16 protein-coding genes are annotated in these 15,790 nt (G+C 47.1%); 4 read left to right on the top strand and 12 right to left on the bottom strand.

Translation table 11 applies throughout. The features are described 5' to 3' along the window. Positions 1-1,126 (top strand): hypothetical protein (locus tag KY305_RS20045; RefSeq protein ID WP_262417724.1); only part of this gene is annotated, 1,126 nt, incomplete at its 5' end. Positions 1,127-1,134: 8 nt separating this feature from the next. Further along, entirely contained in the window at positions 1,135-1,626 is a 492-nt protein-coding gene (locus KY305_RS12330; protein WP_223062778.1) for an SMI1/KNR4 family protein, read from the top strand. Positions 1,627-1,949: 323 nt separating this feature from the next. Here KY305_RS12330 and phrC read toward each other — a convergent pair whose 3' ends face one another. The 4 genes from phrC to yclJ all read right to left on the bottom strand — a co-directional run bounded on the left by phrC (position 1,950) and on the right by yclJ (position 5,457). Beyond that, positions 1,950-2,069, bottom strand: a complete 120-nt coding sequence (gene phrC, locus KY305_RS12325; RefSeq protein WP_013351005.1) for a phosphatase RapC inhibitor PhrC — start codon at positions 2,067-2,069, stop codon at positions 1,950-1,952. Continuing rightward, positions 2,053-3,201: a response regulator aspartate phosphatase gene (locus KY305_RS12320; RefSeq protein WP_223062777.1), complete on the bottom strand. Its 1,149-nt coding sequence runs from the start codon at positions 3,199-3,201 to the stop codon at positions 2,053-2,055. Before KY305_RS12320 ends, phrC begins: the two co-directional genes overlap by 17 nt. 158 nt (positions 3,202-3,359) lie before the next feature. Next, positions 3,360-4,787 carry a two-component system sensor histidine kinase YclK gene (gene yclK, locus KY305_RS12315; protein WP_223062776.1) on the bottom strand — a complete coding sequence of 476 codons (1,428 nt, stop codon included), beginning with the start codon at positions 4,785-4,787 and terminating at the stop codon, positions 3,360-3,362. Next, positions 4,774-5,457 (bottom strand): two-component system response regulator YclJ, encoded by a 684-nt coding sequence (gene yclJ / locus KY305_RS12310; protein WP_223062775.1) that lies wholly within the window; start codon positions 5,455-5,457, stop codon positions 4,774-4,776. The genes yclK and yclJ overlap by 14 nt, the downstream gene beginning before the upstream one ends. Positions 5,458-5,668: 211 nt before the next feature. On the opposite strand from yclJ, the gene KY305_RS12305 reads away from it, so the two are divergent. Further along, positions 5,669-7,069, top strand: a complete 1,401-nt coding sequence (locus KY305_RS12305) for an ABC transporter permease (RefSeq protein WP_223062774.1) — start codon at positions 5,669-5,671, stop codon at positions 7,067-7,069. A 14-nt stretch (positions 7,070-7,083) separates the two neighbouring features. Beyond that, entirely contained in the window at positions 7,084-7,767 is a 684-nt protein-coding gene (locus KY305_RS12300; protein WP_223062773.1) for an ABC transporter ATP-binding protein, read from the top strand. A gap of 104 nt (positions 7,768-7,871) precedes the next feature. Here the strand turns inward: KY305_RS12300 and KY305_RS12295 are convergent, their stop codons facing one another. The 8 genes from KY305_RS12295 to KY305_RS12260 form a co-directional block, all read right to left on the bottom strand. Further along, positions 7,872-9,218, bottom strand: coding sequence for an MmgE/PrpD family protein (locus tag KY305_RS12295; RefSeq protein WP_223062772.1), 1,347 nt, complete (start codon positions 9,216-9,218; stop codon positions 7,872-7,874). After that, positions 9,215-10,366, bottom strand: coding sequence for a M20 peptidase aminoacylase family protein (locus KY305_RS12290; protein WP_223062771.1), 1,152 nt, complete (start codon positions 10,364-10,366; stop codon positions 9,215-9,217). Before KY305_RS12290 ends, KY305_RS12295 begins: the two co-directional genes overlap by 4 nt. A gap of 17 nt (positions 10,367-10,383) precedes the next feature. Next, the gene (locus KY305_RS12285; protein WP_223062770.1) at positions 10,384-11,133 is read right to left on the bottom strand and encodes an amino acid ABC transporter ATP-binding protein; all 750 of its coding nucleotides are present in this window, start codon (positions 11,131-11,133) and stop codon (positions 10,384-10,386) included. A 13-nt stretch (positions 11,134-11,146) separates the two neighbouring features. Then, a complete protein-coding gene (locus tag KY305_RS12280) occupies positions 11,147-11,821 on the bottom strand; it encodes an amino acid ABC transporter permease (RefSeq protein WP_214801820.1) in 675 nt (224 codons plus the stop codon). 22 nt (positions 11,822-11,843) lie between these two features. Continuing rightward, complete coding sequence (locus KY305_RS12275) at positions 11,844-12,635, bottom strand: amino acid ABC transporter substrate-binding protein (RefSeq protein WP_223062769.1); 792 nt, start codon at positions 12,633-12,635, stop codon at positions 11,844-11,846. Positions 12,636-12,655: 20 nt separating this feature from the next. Then, positions 12,656-13,153, bottom strand: coding sequence for a GNAT family N-acetyltransferase (locus KY305_RS12270; protein ID WP_223062768.1), 498 nt, complete (start codon positions 13,151-13,153; stop codon positions 12,656-12,658). 12 nt (positions 13,154-13,165) lie between these two features. Beyond that, positions 13,166-14,488: an LLM class flavin-dependent oxidoreductase gene (locus KY305_RS12265; RefSeq protein WP_223062767.1), complete on the bottom strand. Its 1,323-nt coding sequence runs from the start codon at positions 14,486-14,488 to the stop codon at positions 13,166-13,168. A 162-nt stretch (positions 14,489-14,650) separates the two neighbouring features. Then, positions 14,651-15,769 carry an endospore germination permease GerKB gene (locus tag KY305_RS12260; protein WP_223062766.1) on the bottom strand — a complete coding sequence of 373 codons (1,119 nt, stop codon included), beginning with the start codon at positions 15,767-15,769 and terminating at the stop codon, positions 14,651-14,653. Positions 15,770-15,790: the final 21 nt, after the last annotated feature.

Below are 15,790 nucleotides of genomic sequence, written 5' to 3'. Positions count from 1 at the left end.
CGCAACAGACAAAGGAAAAAGCGCCACCCCGATCAACTACAACGCCAAGGCGTACAGAGAAAGTGACATACATAAGAAAAAAGGAGAGATTGAGAGGCATTCGGAAGCTTATTTGACGTTCAAGAAGGAAGAAGCGAAAGAACGTGAGATTGAAAAACTGAAAGAAAGACTCAAAAACTACGACTATGCGAATGCCGATGAATTCTACTCCATGGCAAAAACAATCGGCTACAAAAACCTAACAAAAGAACAGCAGCGATACTTCACACAAATTGAAAACACGCGTGAACTCACTGACGGTTTCAAAGGCGTTGCGGTTGGGCTGTATGATGTCGGCAAGGACACTGTCACCGGGCTGTGGGATCTCGTCACTGATCCCGGCGGAACGGTGAAAGCCATAACGGGCGCCGTGGCACATCCGATCAAAACATATGACGCCATTTCAGCCGCCATCGCAGATTCGTACCAAAAAGAAATGGTCAACGGCGATACTTATTCACGCTCAAGATGGGTAACGTACGCCATAGGCACTGTTGTGACGTCTATTGTCGGAACAAAGGGTGCAGGCGTTGTCGTAAAAGCTGATGCAGCAGGTAACGTTACATCGAAAGTTGTAAAAGCAGGACAAAAACTGAAAGAAGTTTCAATTAAAGATTTACTGCCCTATAATCCCCGGTACGAAGTTGTTCCCGCTGGGGGAGTCCCTTATAATGCAGTTAACAGTGAAAACTTGAAAGACCGTTTGCTTACACTTGCAGGAAAAACTGATAATGATACAAAACCTTATGATGTTGTTAATTACAGACCGAGTAACAGCCCTCTTGAGAATCATCATGGAGTTATGGACGTGTGGGCTAAGCATAACGTACCTGACTATGTGAGCAGGGGGAGCAATACACCAACCATCGCCCTTACAAAAGAACAGCATAATGCAACTAAAAAGGTATATAGAGACTGGCTGTTCGAAAAAACAGGAAAGCGGGTTGGCGGGAAGATAGATTGGAAAGAAATTTCGCCTCGTGAGATTCAGGAACTGGCAGAAAAGATGTTCGATGCAGCCGATATTCCTCAAATAGCGAGGCAGCAGTATTACAATGCATTTAATCAATACAACTTCAGAAAGTAGGTGGGAGCATGAATATAGAAGAGTTACTAAAAAAAATTGCTGCAACTGAAGATTGCCGTCTGTTTCAAGCTAAAGGTTTGCCAAATACCGATATTAAACACACATTACCTAAGGATATTATTACATTCTATGAGATATGTGGCGGGGCAGTTCTTTTTGAACATGCGGATTATCCAATATATATTGTAACCCCCGATGAATTTACATTAGCTAACCCTGTAATCGTAGGAGAATTATGCGAAGAAGACATATCCTCTGAATGGTACATTACTTGTACAGATGGAAAAGGAGAGTATTTAACAATTGATCTAAACGAAAGCCGTAAAGGCCAATGTTATGACAGTTTCTTTGATCGGCATGGAATAGTTGGAGAAACACAAATTATCGCAACGTCCTTCACCGATCTGATACAGCGGCTATTAAATAATGAAGGGCAGCATTGGTATTGGCTGGAGAAAGATTTTGATTATCTTGGTGATGCATACGATGAAGTCGTTTAAGGGTTCCGCGCAGGAGCCTTTTTTGTTTATTAAACATTATACGTCAGATATACAACTAGGAGATTGTTATGGAAAAGTGATTTCAAATACAATTAGAACATCTCACGAGAAAAAAGCTGAGGAACTAGGATATTTATCTAGTGCATGCAAGAGATCAATCTTCCGCAAACATTAGAATTTTTTTGAAAGACAGCTGAGTTATCAAGATAGAAAGGAGATTATTCTTTACGATTGCTAAATTTATAAAAAATCTATCAATTCACCAAAAAAGACTGCCGAGATTGTTCCCAGGCAGTCCGTCCCTTGATACGGGGCTTTTCTTCTTACGTCATTCCTCTTTCTGCTACATGGAATTCAGCCTGGTCAGTTTGGCTTACTCCTGCAGCTGTAAAGATCGCGGCGGCCGCTAAACAAATGACAAACCATTTAGATTTCAATTTCATACAAACCCTCACTCCTTTGTATTTGTTTTCTTGCCTCTTCGACTTTGAGAAAATAGTAAGAAGACATCTCAAAGCATTTTTGTTCATAGTAATATTTAGCTGCTTCTAGTGCTAAATCCTCTATATCGGCGTACAAATTTTTATTTGCAAGGTAGCGAAAACAGGTGTTGATTTTTTCTTCGTCCGGTTTCGCCTGATACAGAGCGTGCAGCCATTCGAATTTTACCGCGTAATCGGGATCGTCTGTTTCTTTAGCATATTCATAACCCCGTTTGTGATATTCCGCCGCTTTTGCATTTTTTCCGAGTTTAAAGTAAATTTGTGTGATTAGAAAGTAAGCTTGAGGAAGTGAATTGACGATTCTGTGTGATTCGAATGTATCAACCGCTTGTTCAAAGTACGGGATGGCGGAATCAATGCGGTCTTGATTGTAATAACATAATCCGAGGTTATACAGCGCTCTTCCGACCAGCTGCGCTTTTTCTTCTTTTTCGGCCATTTTTAAAGCGTGTTCAAAATGCCTTGCCGCTTGTTCAAAGCGCCTTTCATCCATCAAATTGACGCCGAACACGAAATGGCATTGGATGATTCTTACATGATATGTGTCCTGCTCCACATAAATTTCATAAGCGTTTTTAATATGTATCAGGGAAAAATACGTTTGCTTCATATAATAATACGCTTCGGCCACTTTAAAATAAAACTCTGCCCTTTCCACATGGTCCGACACGAAGGCCAGCTTTTTTTCAGCCTGTTTATAATAAGTAATTGCCGATATAAATTCTCTTTTATCAAATTCAAACATGCCCCTGAAGAAATTGACGTAATAATCCAGAAGCCCTTTCAGACCGGCCTGGCTGTTATCAATGTTGTCTAAGATTTCTGATAGGCTCGGCTGATCTTCAATCTTCAGTTTTTCCAGCGGCTCCAGATAGTCCAGCATCAGCTGATGACGAAATTCCATGAGTGAGTAATAAAGCACCAAGTTTGAATCTGGCTCCATATGGTCAAGTTCTTGTTTGATCTCGGCTTTCAAAATCTCTGCATCCGGCACGCTGAATGTTCTTATGTATTGATACCACTCGTTAATCTTCTGCCCGACTGCTGAAGAAGGAATTAACCCGCTCTTCATTCCTTCACCCTCCTCATCCAAGACCTGTTTAACAGTTATTTTATCACGTTTCCGTGTCTTTCCATCCCGAAAAACACGCAAACTTTGTTTCGGCAGAGCGCAATTGCCGAAGTCAAAATGAAACAAACGGCAGCCATTTTAGACCGCCGATTTGACGCTTATTCATTTTTCGTATTCAGCGGAAGGCGGATTTTAAAGGTCGTGCCTTTTCCTCTTTCGCTTTCAATGTCTATCGTGCCTTTATGCAGTTCGACGAGCTGTTTGACGATGGACAGGCCGAGGCCGTATTCGCCGTAAGCCGTGTTCGTTCTGGACACGTCCGCCTTGTAGAATCGTTCCCATATGTGCTCGATTTCCTCTTTGGAAATGCCGATTCCTGTGTCTTCAATTTCGATAATCGTTTCTTTATAGCCTTCATAACCGCGCAGCCGGATTTCTCCGTTTTGCGTAAATTGAATGCTGTTTTTCGTAATGTTGACGAGGATTTGGATGAGCCTGTCATAATCGGCATACACTTTTATCCCGTCATCCACTTGAATCAGCAGCCTGTTTTGTTTCTCTTCGGCCTGCTGATTGAGATGCTCTTTAATAATTTCAAACACCTCGATAAGCGGCACACTCAGCTTGTCCAGCTTGATCTGCTGGGATCTGATTTTTTCATAATCCAGGTTTTCCTTCACGAGCCGCAGCATCCGCTTCGTCTCTTCACTGATCAGCGAGAAGCACTTCTCTTTATCCTTTTCGGGAATGGTATTGCTGTTCAGCCCTTCCACCAATCCGTTAATGGTCGTAAGCGGGGTTCTCAGTTCGTGCGAGACATCCGCGATAAACTGGCGCCTTCGCTTTTCAAGGCGGTCAATCTGCTCTCGTGACTGCTTTAAATTCTTCGCCATAATATTAAAATCAGATGCCAGCATGCCGATTTCATCCCTGCCGCTGCTCTTGAGGGAAATATCGTAATCGCCGGACGCCACTTTTCCGGTCGCGTCACGCAATGTCTGAATCCGTCTGACGTGAAACTTAGACAGCAGCCAGCTTAACAAAATGGTGATGATCAGCGTGCCGATGATCGCGTAAAACATGTAGCGGTTGACCTGGCCGATCATCTGCTCAACTCCCCTGACAGGAGAAACCAGCAGCACGGCGCCTTTAAATTGTTGGCTGATGAAAATGGGCTTTGCGACCAATGATACCTCTAAGCCTTCGTTGTTGAAACGATTCATTTCCGCTCTGATTTGAACGGTTTTCCCTTGTTTCAGCATTTGCCATTCTTTACGCTTCAGCTTTTCATGCGGCGGCATATCATCCGGGAAAAAGTAAGGGCGCTGCTTTTCATCAAAAAGGATAAACCGTGTCTCCCTCGTTTTTAAAATGTCCTGATACGGATACAAACGCCGCAAATCCAGATCCCGCCCGTCAAGCTCCATGGTGATCTGCTGCGCGTAGGAGGACAGTTCATCCACTTTATTTTGATAGGCAAAATCCTTCACAAAGTGCGAAAACAAAGAAATGATAATGAGAAATGCCAAAATCAAAATGCTGACATGGCTTAAAAGGAGCTGGTATAAGTATTTAATCCTCATCAAATTTATATCCTACCCCCCACACCGTGTATAAAAACGGTTTTTCCTCACTGGACAGCTTTTTGCGCAGCCGTTTAATATGAACATCAACCGTACGCTCATCACCGTAAAATTGATAGCCCCACACCTGTTCAAGCAATTGCTCTCTCGAAAAGACCTGGCGCGGATTTTGCACGAGATAAAAGAGCAGGTCGAATTCCTTCGGCGTCAGGTTCTCAACAGGAACTCCGTGCAGAAACACTTCTCTGGTTTTCTTATTGATCGTAAAGCATGCGGTCTCGATCATGTCGTCGCTTTTGACCGCCTCCCCCGTCGCCCGGTACCTTCTGATGACGGCTTTAATCCGCGCGACCAATGTCAGCGGGCTGAACGGCTTGGTGACATAGTCGTCCGCCCCCATTTCAAATCCGATGACCTGGTCGGACTCTGTATCTTTCGCCGTCAGCATAATAATCGGCACACTGCTCGTCTCTCTTATTTTCCGGCAGATCGTCACTCCGTCCATGGATGGGAGCATGATATCGAGTATGATCAAATCCCATTCGCCTTCCGTAAACCGCTGATATCCTTCCTGCCCGTCATGGACAAATTCCGCTTCGAAACCTTCTTTAAAAAAGAACATTTCTGTCATGGTGCACACGCTTATATTATCTTCTACCATTAATATTTTCATTGTATCCTCCGCTTGTTTGACGCTTTTTCTTATAATAGCATCATTTTGCCCGGATGTTTTCACGTTTCACAATTGTTGGTTTTTATTTCACCGCCCGGAAATAGTTTGTTCATATTTTTTTCATACTTTTCTCCTACTATATACGTATCGGATTACCGGTGCTAAAGACGGCCGGGTTTACAAGATCTGACACCTACACGGAGGAACAGACATGAACTTTATCAAAAGAGCCTTTTGGAGCATGAAGGCAAAAAGGGGAAAGACATTTTTGCAGGCGGCCGTGTTTTCTGTGATTTGCATTTTTGTGCTGTCCGGGCTTGCCATCCAGTCGGCGGCAAAGAAATCAAGCGAGCTGGCAAGACAGCAGCTTGGCGGGAGCGTCACACTCCAGGTTGACCGCCAAAAGCAAATGGCACAGCAGCAAAACAACGGAGAGAAGCCTACATTTGAATCGACGCCGATTTCTGTATCGGACGCAAACAAGCTTACAGCCTTACAGCATGTCAAAAACTATAACTTTCTCACAACAGCCTCAGCGAACGCAGAGAGTTTTGATGCGATTGAAAGCTCCAATACCGGTTCCGGCGGCGGAAGACAAATGATGTCAGCGGATATTTCAGTCGAGGGCGTACTCAGCACAGCGCTGCTTGATGACTTCACCAGCAAAAGTTCAAAAATCATCGAAGGCCGCGCCATCACAAAGACGGACGCAGGCACTAAGACCGCAGTCATCAATGAAACGCTGGCAGATCAAAACAAGCTAAAAGTCGGCGATTCCATCACTGTTTCATCAGCTTCAGATAAATCAACGACGGTCAAACTTAAGATTGTAGGCTTATATAAAACGACATCCTCAGGAGATGATCAGGCACAGCATTTTTCGTTCTTAAATCCTGACAACAAAATCTACACGCCTTACACTGCGGCAGCGGCTTTGAAAGGCTCCGATTACAAAAATAACATCGGTTCGGCCGTTTATTATATGGATGACGCCAAATATATTGATTCATTTGTTGCCGCGGCGAAAAAGACATCCATCGATTTTAAAACGTACACGCTTACTGCAAATGACCAGGTATATCAGCAGATGGTTGGCCCGATTGAAAATGTGGCCTCATTTTCTAAAAATGTGGTGTATCTCGTGTCCATCGCAGGCGCGATCATTCTCGGTTTAATCGTGATGATGTCAATCAGGGAACGCAAGTATGAAATGGGCGTCTTAATGGCGATCGGCGAAAAACGCTGGAAGCTCATCGGACAGTTTTTAACGGAAATTCTGATCGTCACCGTAATCGCCATCGGCATCGCGGCCGTGACGGACAGCCTGATCGCCAATCAGCTGGGAAACCAGCTTCTTTCGCAGCAGATCAGCTCATTAAACGATACACAGCAAGAGGCAGGCGGCTGGGGCGAAATGCCACGGGGAGGCGGTATGTTCGGCCAACATTCATCAAGTACGGACGTCATCAGTTCCATCCAAGTGAACGTCTCGCTGAATGACCTTTTGATTCTGGGCGGAATCGGCATCACGATTGCCATTATTGCCATATTATTGCCGTCTGTATCAGTCATGCGGCTTCACCCTAAAACCATCCTGACCAAGCAGGAATAAAAGGAGGCGGCGTAATGAGCCTATTAACCTTTCAACAGGCCGGCTATTGGTATCAAGACAAATCACAGCCGCTGTTTCAGCATATTAATATCAGCTTTGAAAAAGGAAAGTTTTATACAATTGTCGGCGTCTCCGGAACGGGGAAAACAACATTTCTGTCTCTGGCGGGCGGCCTTGATACACCTAAAGAGGGAAGCATTCTTTATAACGGAACAGACATTTCCAAAATCGGATTAACGAATTTCAGAAATCAATACGTTTCTATCGTCTTTCAATCTTATAATCTGATTCCGTATATGACGGCGCTCCAAAATGTCACAACGGCAATGGAGATTACCGGGTCCAAGGAAAAAAACAAAGACGCGTTCGCGCTCAGTATGCTGGAAAGAGTCGGCATCACGGAACAGCAGGCGCGGCAGCGGGTGCTGACATTAAGCGGCGGACAGCAGCAGCGGGTTTCGATTGCGCGGGCGTTCTGCTGTGATACGGATTTGATTTGCGCGGATGAACCGACGGGAAACCTTGATGAGGATACGTCAAAGGAAATCGTCCGGCTCTTTCAGGAATTGGCTCACAAAGGCGATAAATGCGTCATTATGGTCACGCATGACGAACAAATTGCCAAAGTATCCGATATCAATATCAGATTATCCAGAGGAAGTTTCACAGTGAAGGAAAACGGCACGGCGGTTTCCTAAAAACCGCGCCTCTGCCAGCGCAGACAGGGGCGCACCCTATATCCCCCTATTCAATAGAAGTGAACGTAAAAAGAGCGAGGGCTGCATCCCCCCGCTCTTTTTATTTATATCAATTGCAGATAGCGTTCAATATCCGATTGCAGGACGGCGTCGATCAGTGCTTCCGCTTTTTGTACCTCTTCCGGCAAAGCGTGTCTGAGCTTGCCCTGTATGTCTTCCTCAGAAAGTCCGTTTCCGGGCGCCCCTTTCGGACAATCGACACGTGTTTCATATACGTGATTGCCGGCGGCGGTCACCCGTACGATCGTGAAGCGGCCTTTTGGCACGGCGTTCTCAGCCGGGTGAATCCGGTCGTCATAGCGGCGGTGAATCCGGGAAAAATCGCTTTGAATGGCTTCCGGAATCGGTTTGGATGTGAAGTTTTCCGCTGAAAAATCTTTTCCGTGCAAAGCGAGGGTGATGATATATTCAACGCTGAACCGTCCGGCTTCTCCCGTTTTCGGGCGCCGTTCTGTAAGAGCGGCATCTCCGCCCGAAGGAAAAATCACGTCGATTCGGTCGATTTGATCGGCAGTGAGTTCATGCTGCGCCTTCAGCTTAAGGATGGCGTCCGCCGCATGATGAGCCGCCGAGCAAAACGGATACATTTTAAACCAAAGCCCCGGACTGACGATTCGCCAAGGCTTTCCCCATCCGTTTAAAAATATTGCTTCCGCCCGTTCAAGATCGCCATACAGCCCGAAAAAGCCTTTGTCTCCGTCAAGCGCCTGTACTGATCCGCCGAATCCGGTTTGCGCAAGCCTTGCGGCGAACAAGCCGGATTGAGACGCTAAGCCGGCATGGAGCGGTTTCATTTCTGTGCCGAATTGAACCCTCATGCCTCCGGATTGCGCGGCAGCAAAGCCGATCGCTTTCTCCAGTTCAGTTTGATTCAGTTTCTCTGCGTAACCGACGGCGCATGCTGCCGCTATTGCGCCTAATGTGCCAGTGTTGTGCCAGCCTTTCTCATAGTGGCGGCTCCCGACTGACTCACCGAGCCTCGCCATTACCTCTACCCCTGTAATGTAAGCACCGAGAAAGCGGCTCTTGTCCATACGGCCGGATGATGCGGCTGCGATAAGAGCCGGAAGAATGACGGCGCTCGGGTGTCCCCTCACATCTGAATGAACATCATCGAAATCAAGTGCATGCGCAATAAATCCGTTGATCAGCGCCGATTGAGACGGCGCCGTTTTTCTGTTTCGGCCGATAATCGGAGATATGGGCTGTCCGCCTTCTTCATCGATCAGCTTCAACAGCTTATCTATCCCTTTATCCTTTCTGCCCGCGAAGGCCGCCGCTGTAAAATCAAGCAGCCCTTTTCGCGCCTCTTTCATGGCTTCGGCGGACGTTTCAGGCACAGAGGAGATGACGGCCTGCGCAAGCCCGGCCGTCAGACGTTTCATATTCATTCCGCCCGCTCCAGCACATTGATGGCCAATTGAGCGAAATATTCGGCCGCAACCGACAGCGCCTTTTCGTCTAATGTGAATGCAGGATGATGCCATTCCTCTGTCCCGTTTGTTCCCATCCAAACGAAGAAGCCGGGAATGTTTTCTTGGTAAAGGGCAAAGTCTTCCCCGCCGGGAGACTGTTCTGCCTGTACGGTTTGAAGACCGAGGCTTTCTGCCGTTTGTGCGGCTGTCTTTAAAAATCGGCCGTCGTTCACGACTGACGGCAGGTAAGGAAACCAGCGGAATTCAGCCTCTGCCCCGAAGCCTGCCGCAACCCCTTCGGCCACCCGTTTCATATGTTCCGATACGGCGTCCCGCGCTTCTTTTTGAAACGTACGGACTGTTCCTTCCATCTCAACTTGGTCGGGGATGACGTTCCAAGAGCTGCCGCCTTGGACTCTTGTGATGCTGACGACGGCATTATGGAGTGAGCTGATATTTCTGCTGACAACCGATTGCAGGGCGCCGATCATCTGCCCGGCCGCCTGAATCGGGTCAATGCTGTTATCAGGGATGCCGGCGTGCCCGCCTTTTCCCTTAACGGTAATCTCAAACCGATCGACACTCGCCATGAGAGGGCCTTCTTTCAAGCCGATGGTGCCGACGGGGAGATCCGGTTTGTTGTGCATGCCGAATATTGCCGATACGCCGTCAAGCGCTCCGGCTTCGATGACCTGCCTTGCTCCGGCGGCGATTTCTTCGGCGGGCTGAAAAATGAACCGCACCGTTCCTTTCAGTTCATGCTTTCGCTCATTCAGTAAGAAAGCCGTTCCGAGAATAGAGGCCGTGTGGAAATCATGGCCGCACGCGTGCATGATACCGCTGTTTCGTGAAGCAAACGGAAGATTTGTCTTCTCTTCAATGGGCAAAGCGTCAATATCCGCTCTGACGGCGATGAGGGGGCCGGTTTTGTCTCCTTTGATCTCGGCGACCACGCCTGTTTGAAGCTTCGGAAAATCAAGGATCGCAATCTCTTCTTCCTCCAGCCAGAGGCGGATTTTTTTGGTCGTCTCGTATTCTTCAGCTGACAGTTCAGGGTATTCATGAAGGTCGCGGCGAATGTTGATTAAACGTTTGTTTAACGTCTCATGCGTTTCTTTTGCCATTTCTTCTTCTTCCCTTCTTACACAAGTTCAGCAGGTTCCCCCACTTGCTTGATGAATTTTTTCGTCCGTTCGTTTTGCGGGTTGTCAAACAGCTCCTGCGGTGTTCCCTGCTCGATGATGCGTCCATCCGCCATAAAAATAACTTGATCGGCAACTTCCCGGGCAAATGCCATCTCGTGGGTCACGATGACCATCGTCGTTTGCTTTTCCGCAATTGACTGGATGACTTGGAGCACTTCTGCCACAAGCTCAGGATCAAGGGCTGATGTCGGTTCGTCAAGCAGAATCGCATGGGGATCAACTGCCAGAGCCCGCGCAATGCCGATCCGCTGCTGCTGCCCGCCTGACATCGTAATCGGGTAGCTGTCGGCTTTGTGTTCTAAACCGACCTGCCGCAACAGCTCCATGCCGATTCGGTCCGCTTCTTTTTTCGGCTTTTTTTGAGCCGTGATCAGCGCTTCGGTCACGTTTTGCAGCGCGGTTTTGTTTTTGAATAAATTATAATTTTGAAAGACCATTGCCGTCTGCTGGCGAAGCCGGTGTACGTCTTTCCGTGAATAGGAAGAAGCGTTAAGCTTCGCTGTCCCGATCTCAATGACGCCTTCATCAGGGCGCTCCAGCAGGTTCAGACAGCGGAGAAGCGTTGATTTCCCTGAGCCTGAAGGCCCGATGATCGCCGTAACTTCGCCGCTTTTCACTTCAAGATCGATGCCGTCAAGCACGGTGAGATCTTTAAATGCTTTACGGATATTTTTGACTTGTATCATCCGGTGTCACCTCCTATGTCCGATAAGGCTTGCTGATCGCCCGTTCGAGCAGATCCTGCAGCACGCTGTATATAATAGTAAGAATCCAGTACATCACCGCGACGGCCAAATATGTTTCAAAATATTTCAGATTGCCTGATGCATACATTTTCCCCTGTGCGAACATCTCCATCACACCTAATGTAAAGGCGAGCGAGGTTTCTTTTAACAGGCCGATAAATGTGTTTCCCGTCGCGGGAAGCGCGTTTCTGATCGCCTGCGGGAAAATGACCCGTCTGTACGCCTGGGATTTCGTCATACCGACAGAAAGACAGGCCTCTAGCTGGCCTTCGTCTACTGAATTCAAGGCAGCACGGAAGATTTCGGCTAAGTAGGCGGCATTTTTCAAACTTAAGCCGATAATGGCCGCCGTTAACGCCGTCATCTTGCTCATTCCGGGGAAGAGCTGAGGCAGGCCGTAATAAATTAAGAAAAGCTGAACAAGTGTCGGCACGCCCCGGAAAAATGAAATATACACCTTTGACAGCTGGTGAAGCACCGGAATACGATTTTTCGTAATAAGCGCGAAAATGAGGCCGCCGATCACAGCAAACACCATGGCTGCGACAGCCATTAATAAAGTGATCGGCAAAGCTTCAATTAACGCGGGAAAGGCTGAAAACATAAAACCCCAATCAATGCTGTTCATTCTCGTTTTTCACCGCCGTTTCTTAATGCTTTGTTTCTGTTGTGATGTCTTCTTTAAAGTATTTTTCTGACAGCTTTTTCAGCGTGCCGTCTTTCCGCAGTTCTTCAATGGCTTTGTTCACTTTTTTGCGGATTTTATCGTGCGCTGCATCCTTAGCGAATGGGAAAGCGACTTTTTCATAGACAATCGGATCTCCGGCCAGTTTCAGAGGCAGACCGGTCTTTTTCATCTGGGCGATCAGGACGCTGCGGCTGTTTACATAAGCGTCAACGCGTCCGTAGGCCACGTCTTTCATCGTTCCTTCCTGTGTCTCATATGTTTTAATGTTGATTTTTTTATCCGGGTCCTTGCTTTCAAGGTTTTTCGCATGGTTTGAGCCGAGAACGGCCGCTACGGTTTTTCCTTTTAAATCATTAACTGATTTGATGTCTTTGTTGTCGTTTTTGACGACGATTTGAGTGCCCGCATAAGAATACGGTTCAGTAAAGTTATAGGTTTTCTTGCGTTCGTCCGTTACAGCGACTTGGTTTGAGATTGTGTCGAGTTTGCCGGTTTGGAGCTCGCCCATCAGTCCGCTGAATTCAAGCAGCTTCCAGTCGAGCTTCATATTGATTTTTTTCGCTACGGCTTCCATTACGTCCACGTCAAACCCTGTCAGCTTGCCATTTTCTTTATATGCGAACGGATAGCTTTGTCCGGTGGCGCCGACATGCAGCACGTTCTCACCGTTTTCACTTTGTTTTCCGTTTCCGCATGCTGATAAGACGGCCAAAAGCGCCGCAGCTAACAACAGAACCCACGTTTTCTTTTTCATTAAAATCCCGCCTTCTTATGTTATAGATCATTCCGTAATTCTTTTTTCAAGTAAATGGTGATATGCCCTTTTCCTAAATCCTTTTCGCCCGAACGGACGTAGCCTTTACGTTCATACATGCCGATCAGCCACGGATGTTTGTCAGCCGTTCCCAATGAGACGAAGGGGGCTTTCAGCGTATCGCGGAGCACCGTTTGCTCCAGCCACTCCAGCAGTTCTGAGCCCGTCCCTTTTTTTCCGAGATCAGGGTCAACAGCGAACCACCAAATATGAGGAACGCCATACGGACCGGGATTTGGCCCCCACGGCATCCGCAATGAAATCGTGGCCAGTATCCGGCCGTCTTCCTCCAGAACATAACAGGCATTTTTACGTATGTTGTTTTGTATAAGCTCTTTGTCCGCCGTTGCGGCGGCAAAGTTGATGCCAAGCTTGCGAATCGGTTCATAAGCCCGCAGTGTCAGCGAAAGCAGCTCGTCAGCGTCTGCTTCCGTCGCGAGCCGATATTGTCTTGACATGGTCCGCCCTCCTTATTCGGCATAACGGTTCGCCGGTTTCTTCAGTCCGAAATGCTCTCTCAGCGTCGTACCTTCATATTCTTTTCTGAACACGCCGCGGTCTTGTAATATCGGAATCACTTTGTCTACAAAAAGATTGAGTCCTTCTGGTAATAGAGGCGGCATGATGTTAAAGCCGTCGCACGCCTGATGTTCGACCCATTCTTCCATCTTATCGGCCAGCTGTTCAGGCGTACCGACAAAGATATGATGGCCTCTCGATCCCGCTACATATTTGTACAGCTCACGGATGGTCATGTTTTCGCGCTTGGCCATATCTTGAACGAGCGTAAAGCGGCTTTTTACCGCGTTTGAAGCTTCCGCGTCCAATTCAGGCAGCGGCCCGTCAAGCGGATAGGATGAAAGGTCGATGCCGCCCAAATAATTTTGCAGGATGTTCAGGCCGACAGACGGTATGATCAAATCTTGAAGCTCTTCATATTTCGTCTTTGCTTCTTCTTCCGTATCTCCTATGATCGGGAAGATACCCGGCATAATCGCGATTTTCTCAGGATCGCGGCCGAAGGAAACCGCCTGTTCTTTAATAGATTGATAGAATTCCTGCGCTGATTTCATATGGTTTTGAGCCGTAAAGATGACTTCTGCCGTCTTGGCAGCCAGCGCTTTGCCGTCTCCGGATGATCCCGCCTGAATGATGACCGGCTGGCCTTGCGGTGAACGCGCGACATTTAAAGGTCCTCTCACGGAAAAATACGTTCCTTTATGATTCAGCTCATGCATTTTTTCTTTATCAAAAAATTCTCCGGATTCTTTGTCACGGATAAACGCGTCTTCCTCCCAGGAATCCCATAATCCCTTGACGACTTCAACAAATTCCTCAGCCCGCTGATATCTGAGATGGTGTTCAAGATGCTCTTCCCCGCTGAAGTTGAGCGCGGTTGATTCGATTGATGATGTAACGACGTTCCACCCCGCCCGTCCGTTTGAGAGGTGGTCAAGCGACGCAAATTGTCTCGCAATATGGAACGGTTCGCTGTATGTCGTGGAAGCGGTCGCCGTCAGGCCGATGTGAGTGGTGACCTGAGCAAGCGCAGAAAGCAGTGTAAATGGTTCAAAGCGTGTTAAGACGTTTGGATGTGATTTACCGTCTATTGATAAACTGTCAGCCAAAAACAGCATATCCATTTTGCCTTTCTCCGCCGTTTGTGCCAATTCTTTAAAGTAGTCCAAGTTCATGCTTGCGTCTGCCGGTGCTTCCGGATGTCTCCAGGAGGCGACGTGATGGCCGGTTCCCGCAAGGAAAACACCAAGTTTGATCTCTTTTTTCTTTGTCATGACGTTTCTCCTTCTCTATCTAATTGTGTTTCGCCAACTATTAACACCATTAAACCTATATTTCCTAGCAAAATAATAAGAATAAAACAAAATGTACAATTGTCTGGCAAGTTTGTCAATGCATTAAGAATAAAATTAAAATAACCCGGCATGCCTGCCGGGTTATTTCTTCGAAGAGGAATAGACGCTTCCTTTTACTTTCTGCTTGATAACAGCAATCAAAAGCAGCAATACGGGGAAAATCACTTGAAACGGGAGATGAATATAAATCGGTACAATCTTTAAGCCTTCATTCATATGTTCCGAAAAATTGCTTGCGATGCTTATCGATAGGATCAAAACCCCCAGTCCTACCGGGAAGGCCAGCTGTGATGGGTTTTTTTCTTTAAACAGCGTGGACACGCCGATGACGACAGCGTATGTAAAAAGGGCGACTTTGAAAAAACCTCCGATAACAAGCACGAGCATAAAAAAGACGTCAAGCCGGTCCAAAAACTCCTCCACTTTAATCGTCTGAATCGTGCTTAGCAGCGGGAATTGGGAGCGAAGCGTTAAGTTGACATCCAGCACGGATATATTAATGGCGACGGACATCGCCAAAAACAGGCCGCTGATGATAATCGCGAGAAACCCGGTTTTTTTGACCGACTTCCGGTTATTTAAATAAGGGAAAATCATGACAAACACGATCATTTCGCCAAACGGGATATACATCGTCTGTTTAAAAACAGAATAAATAACCGTCCCCATGCCGTCAGCCAGCATTGGCTGCAAATATTTCAGATTCATCGTACGGGAGCTGATAATGAGAATTAACCCGATCGCCGCAAGAAAATACATGATTCCGAATAACAGCTCTCCCGCCCTCGCCAACACTTCAATTCCTTTTCTGACCCCGTATATCGCTGCAAGCATCAGCATGGCGTTGACAATCAAAAGCGGTGTGTCCGAATAAGCGAATGTCACGAGCATTTCACCGAAATCGCGCAGCACACGGGCGGCGATGTAGGAAAAATAGAGAATGTAAAGAAGCGATATAACCCAGCTGAGATGCCTGCCGATCAGTTCATTCATATAATCTCTCGGAGAAGAATCAGGAAAAAATTGATACAGCGCCTGGTATACGTAGAAAAGCCCGAGACCGGCCACGCACCCGAGAAGGACGGACAGCCACGCATCCCGTCCGGCCATCGTGCCTGGCGGGATCAAGAGGGAACTGCCCAGTTCAAATAAAATGATCATGATAAACAGCTGCCGTTTGCTGATTTTCGCATTCTCCATGTGCACCGCTCCTTTCTCCTC

Source organism: Bacillus sp. YC2 (assembly GCF_019891195.1).
In the GTDB taxonomy this organism is placed as follows: domain Bacteria; phylum Bacillota; class Bacilli; order Bacillales; family Bacillaceae; genus Bacillus.
Note: the sequence above shows the minus strand (reverse complement) of the source record. Positions and strands in the feature narration are given on the sequence as shown.

What these genes read in the sequence shown, in the direction of transcription:
- KY305_RS12330 (WP_223062778.1), top strand. Translation starts at nt 1,135, where the DNA reads ATGAATATAGAAGAGTTACTAAAAAAAATTGCTGCAACTGAAGATTGC.
- phrC (WP_013351005.1), bottom strand. Translation starts at nt 2,069, where the DNA reads ATGAAATTGAAATCTAAATGGTTTGTCATTTGTTTAGCGGCCGCCGCG.
- KY305_RS12320 (WP_223062777.1), bottom strand. Translation starts at nt 3,201, where the DNA reads ATGAAGAGCGGGTTAATTCCTTCTTCAGCAGTCGGGCAGAAGATTAAC.
- yclJ (WP_223062775.1), bottom strand. Translation starts at nt 5,457, where the DNA reads ATGAAAATATTAATGGTAGAAGATAATATAAGCGTGTGCACCATGACA.
- KY305_RS12305 (WP_223062774.1), top strand. Translation starts at nt 5,669, where the DNA reads ATGAACTTTATCAAAAGAGCCTTTTGGAGCATGAAGGCAAAAAGGGGA.
- KY305_RS12300 (WP_223062773.1), top strand. Translation starts at nt 7,084, where the DNA reads ATGAGCCTATTAACCTTTCAACAGGCCGGCTATTGGTATCAAGACAAA.
- KY305_RS12295 (WP_223062772.1), bottom strand. Translation starts at nt 9,218, where the DNA reads ATGAATATGAAACGTCTGACGGCCGGGCTTGCGCAGGCCGTCATCTCC.
- KY305_RS12290 (WP_223062771.1), bottom strand. Translation starts at nt 10,366, where the DNA reads ATGGCAAAAGAAACGCATGAGACGTTAAACAAACGTTTAATCAACATT.
- KY305_RS12285 (WP_223062770.1), bottom strand. Translation starts at nt 11,133, where the DNA reads ATGATACAAGTCAAAAATATCCGTAAAGCATTTAAAGATCTCACCGTG.
- KY305_RS12280 (WP_214801820.1), bottom strand. Translation starts at nt 11,821, where the DNA reads ATGAACAGCATTGATTGGGGTTTTATGTTTTCAGCCTTTCCCGCGTTA.
- KY305_RS12275 (WP_223062769.1), bottom strand. Translation starts at nt 12,635, where the DNA reads ATGAAAAAGAAAACGTGGGTTCTGTTGTTAGCTGCGGCGCTTTTGGCC.
- KY305_RS12270 (WP_223062768.1), bottom strand. Translation starts at nt 13,153, where the DNA reads ATGTCAAGACAATATCGGCTCGCGACGGAAGCAGACGCTGACGAGCTG.
- KY305_RS12265 (WP_223062767.1), bottom strand. Translation starts at nt 14,488, where the DNA reads ATGACAAAGAAAAAAGAGATCAAACTTGGTGTTTTCCTTGCGGGAACC.
- KY305_RS12260 (WP_223062766.1), bottom strand. Translation starts at nt 15,769, where the DNA reads ATGGAGAATGCGAAAATCAGCAAACGGCAGCTGTTTATCATGATCATT.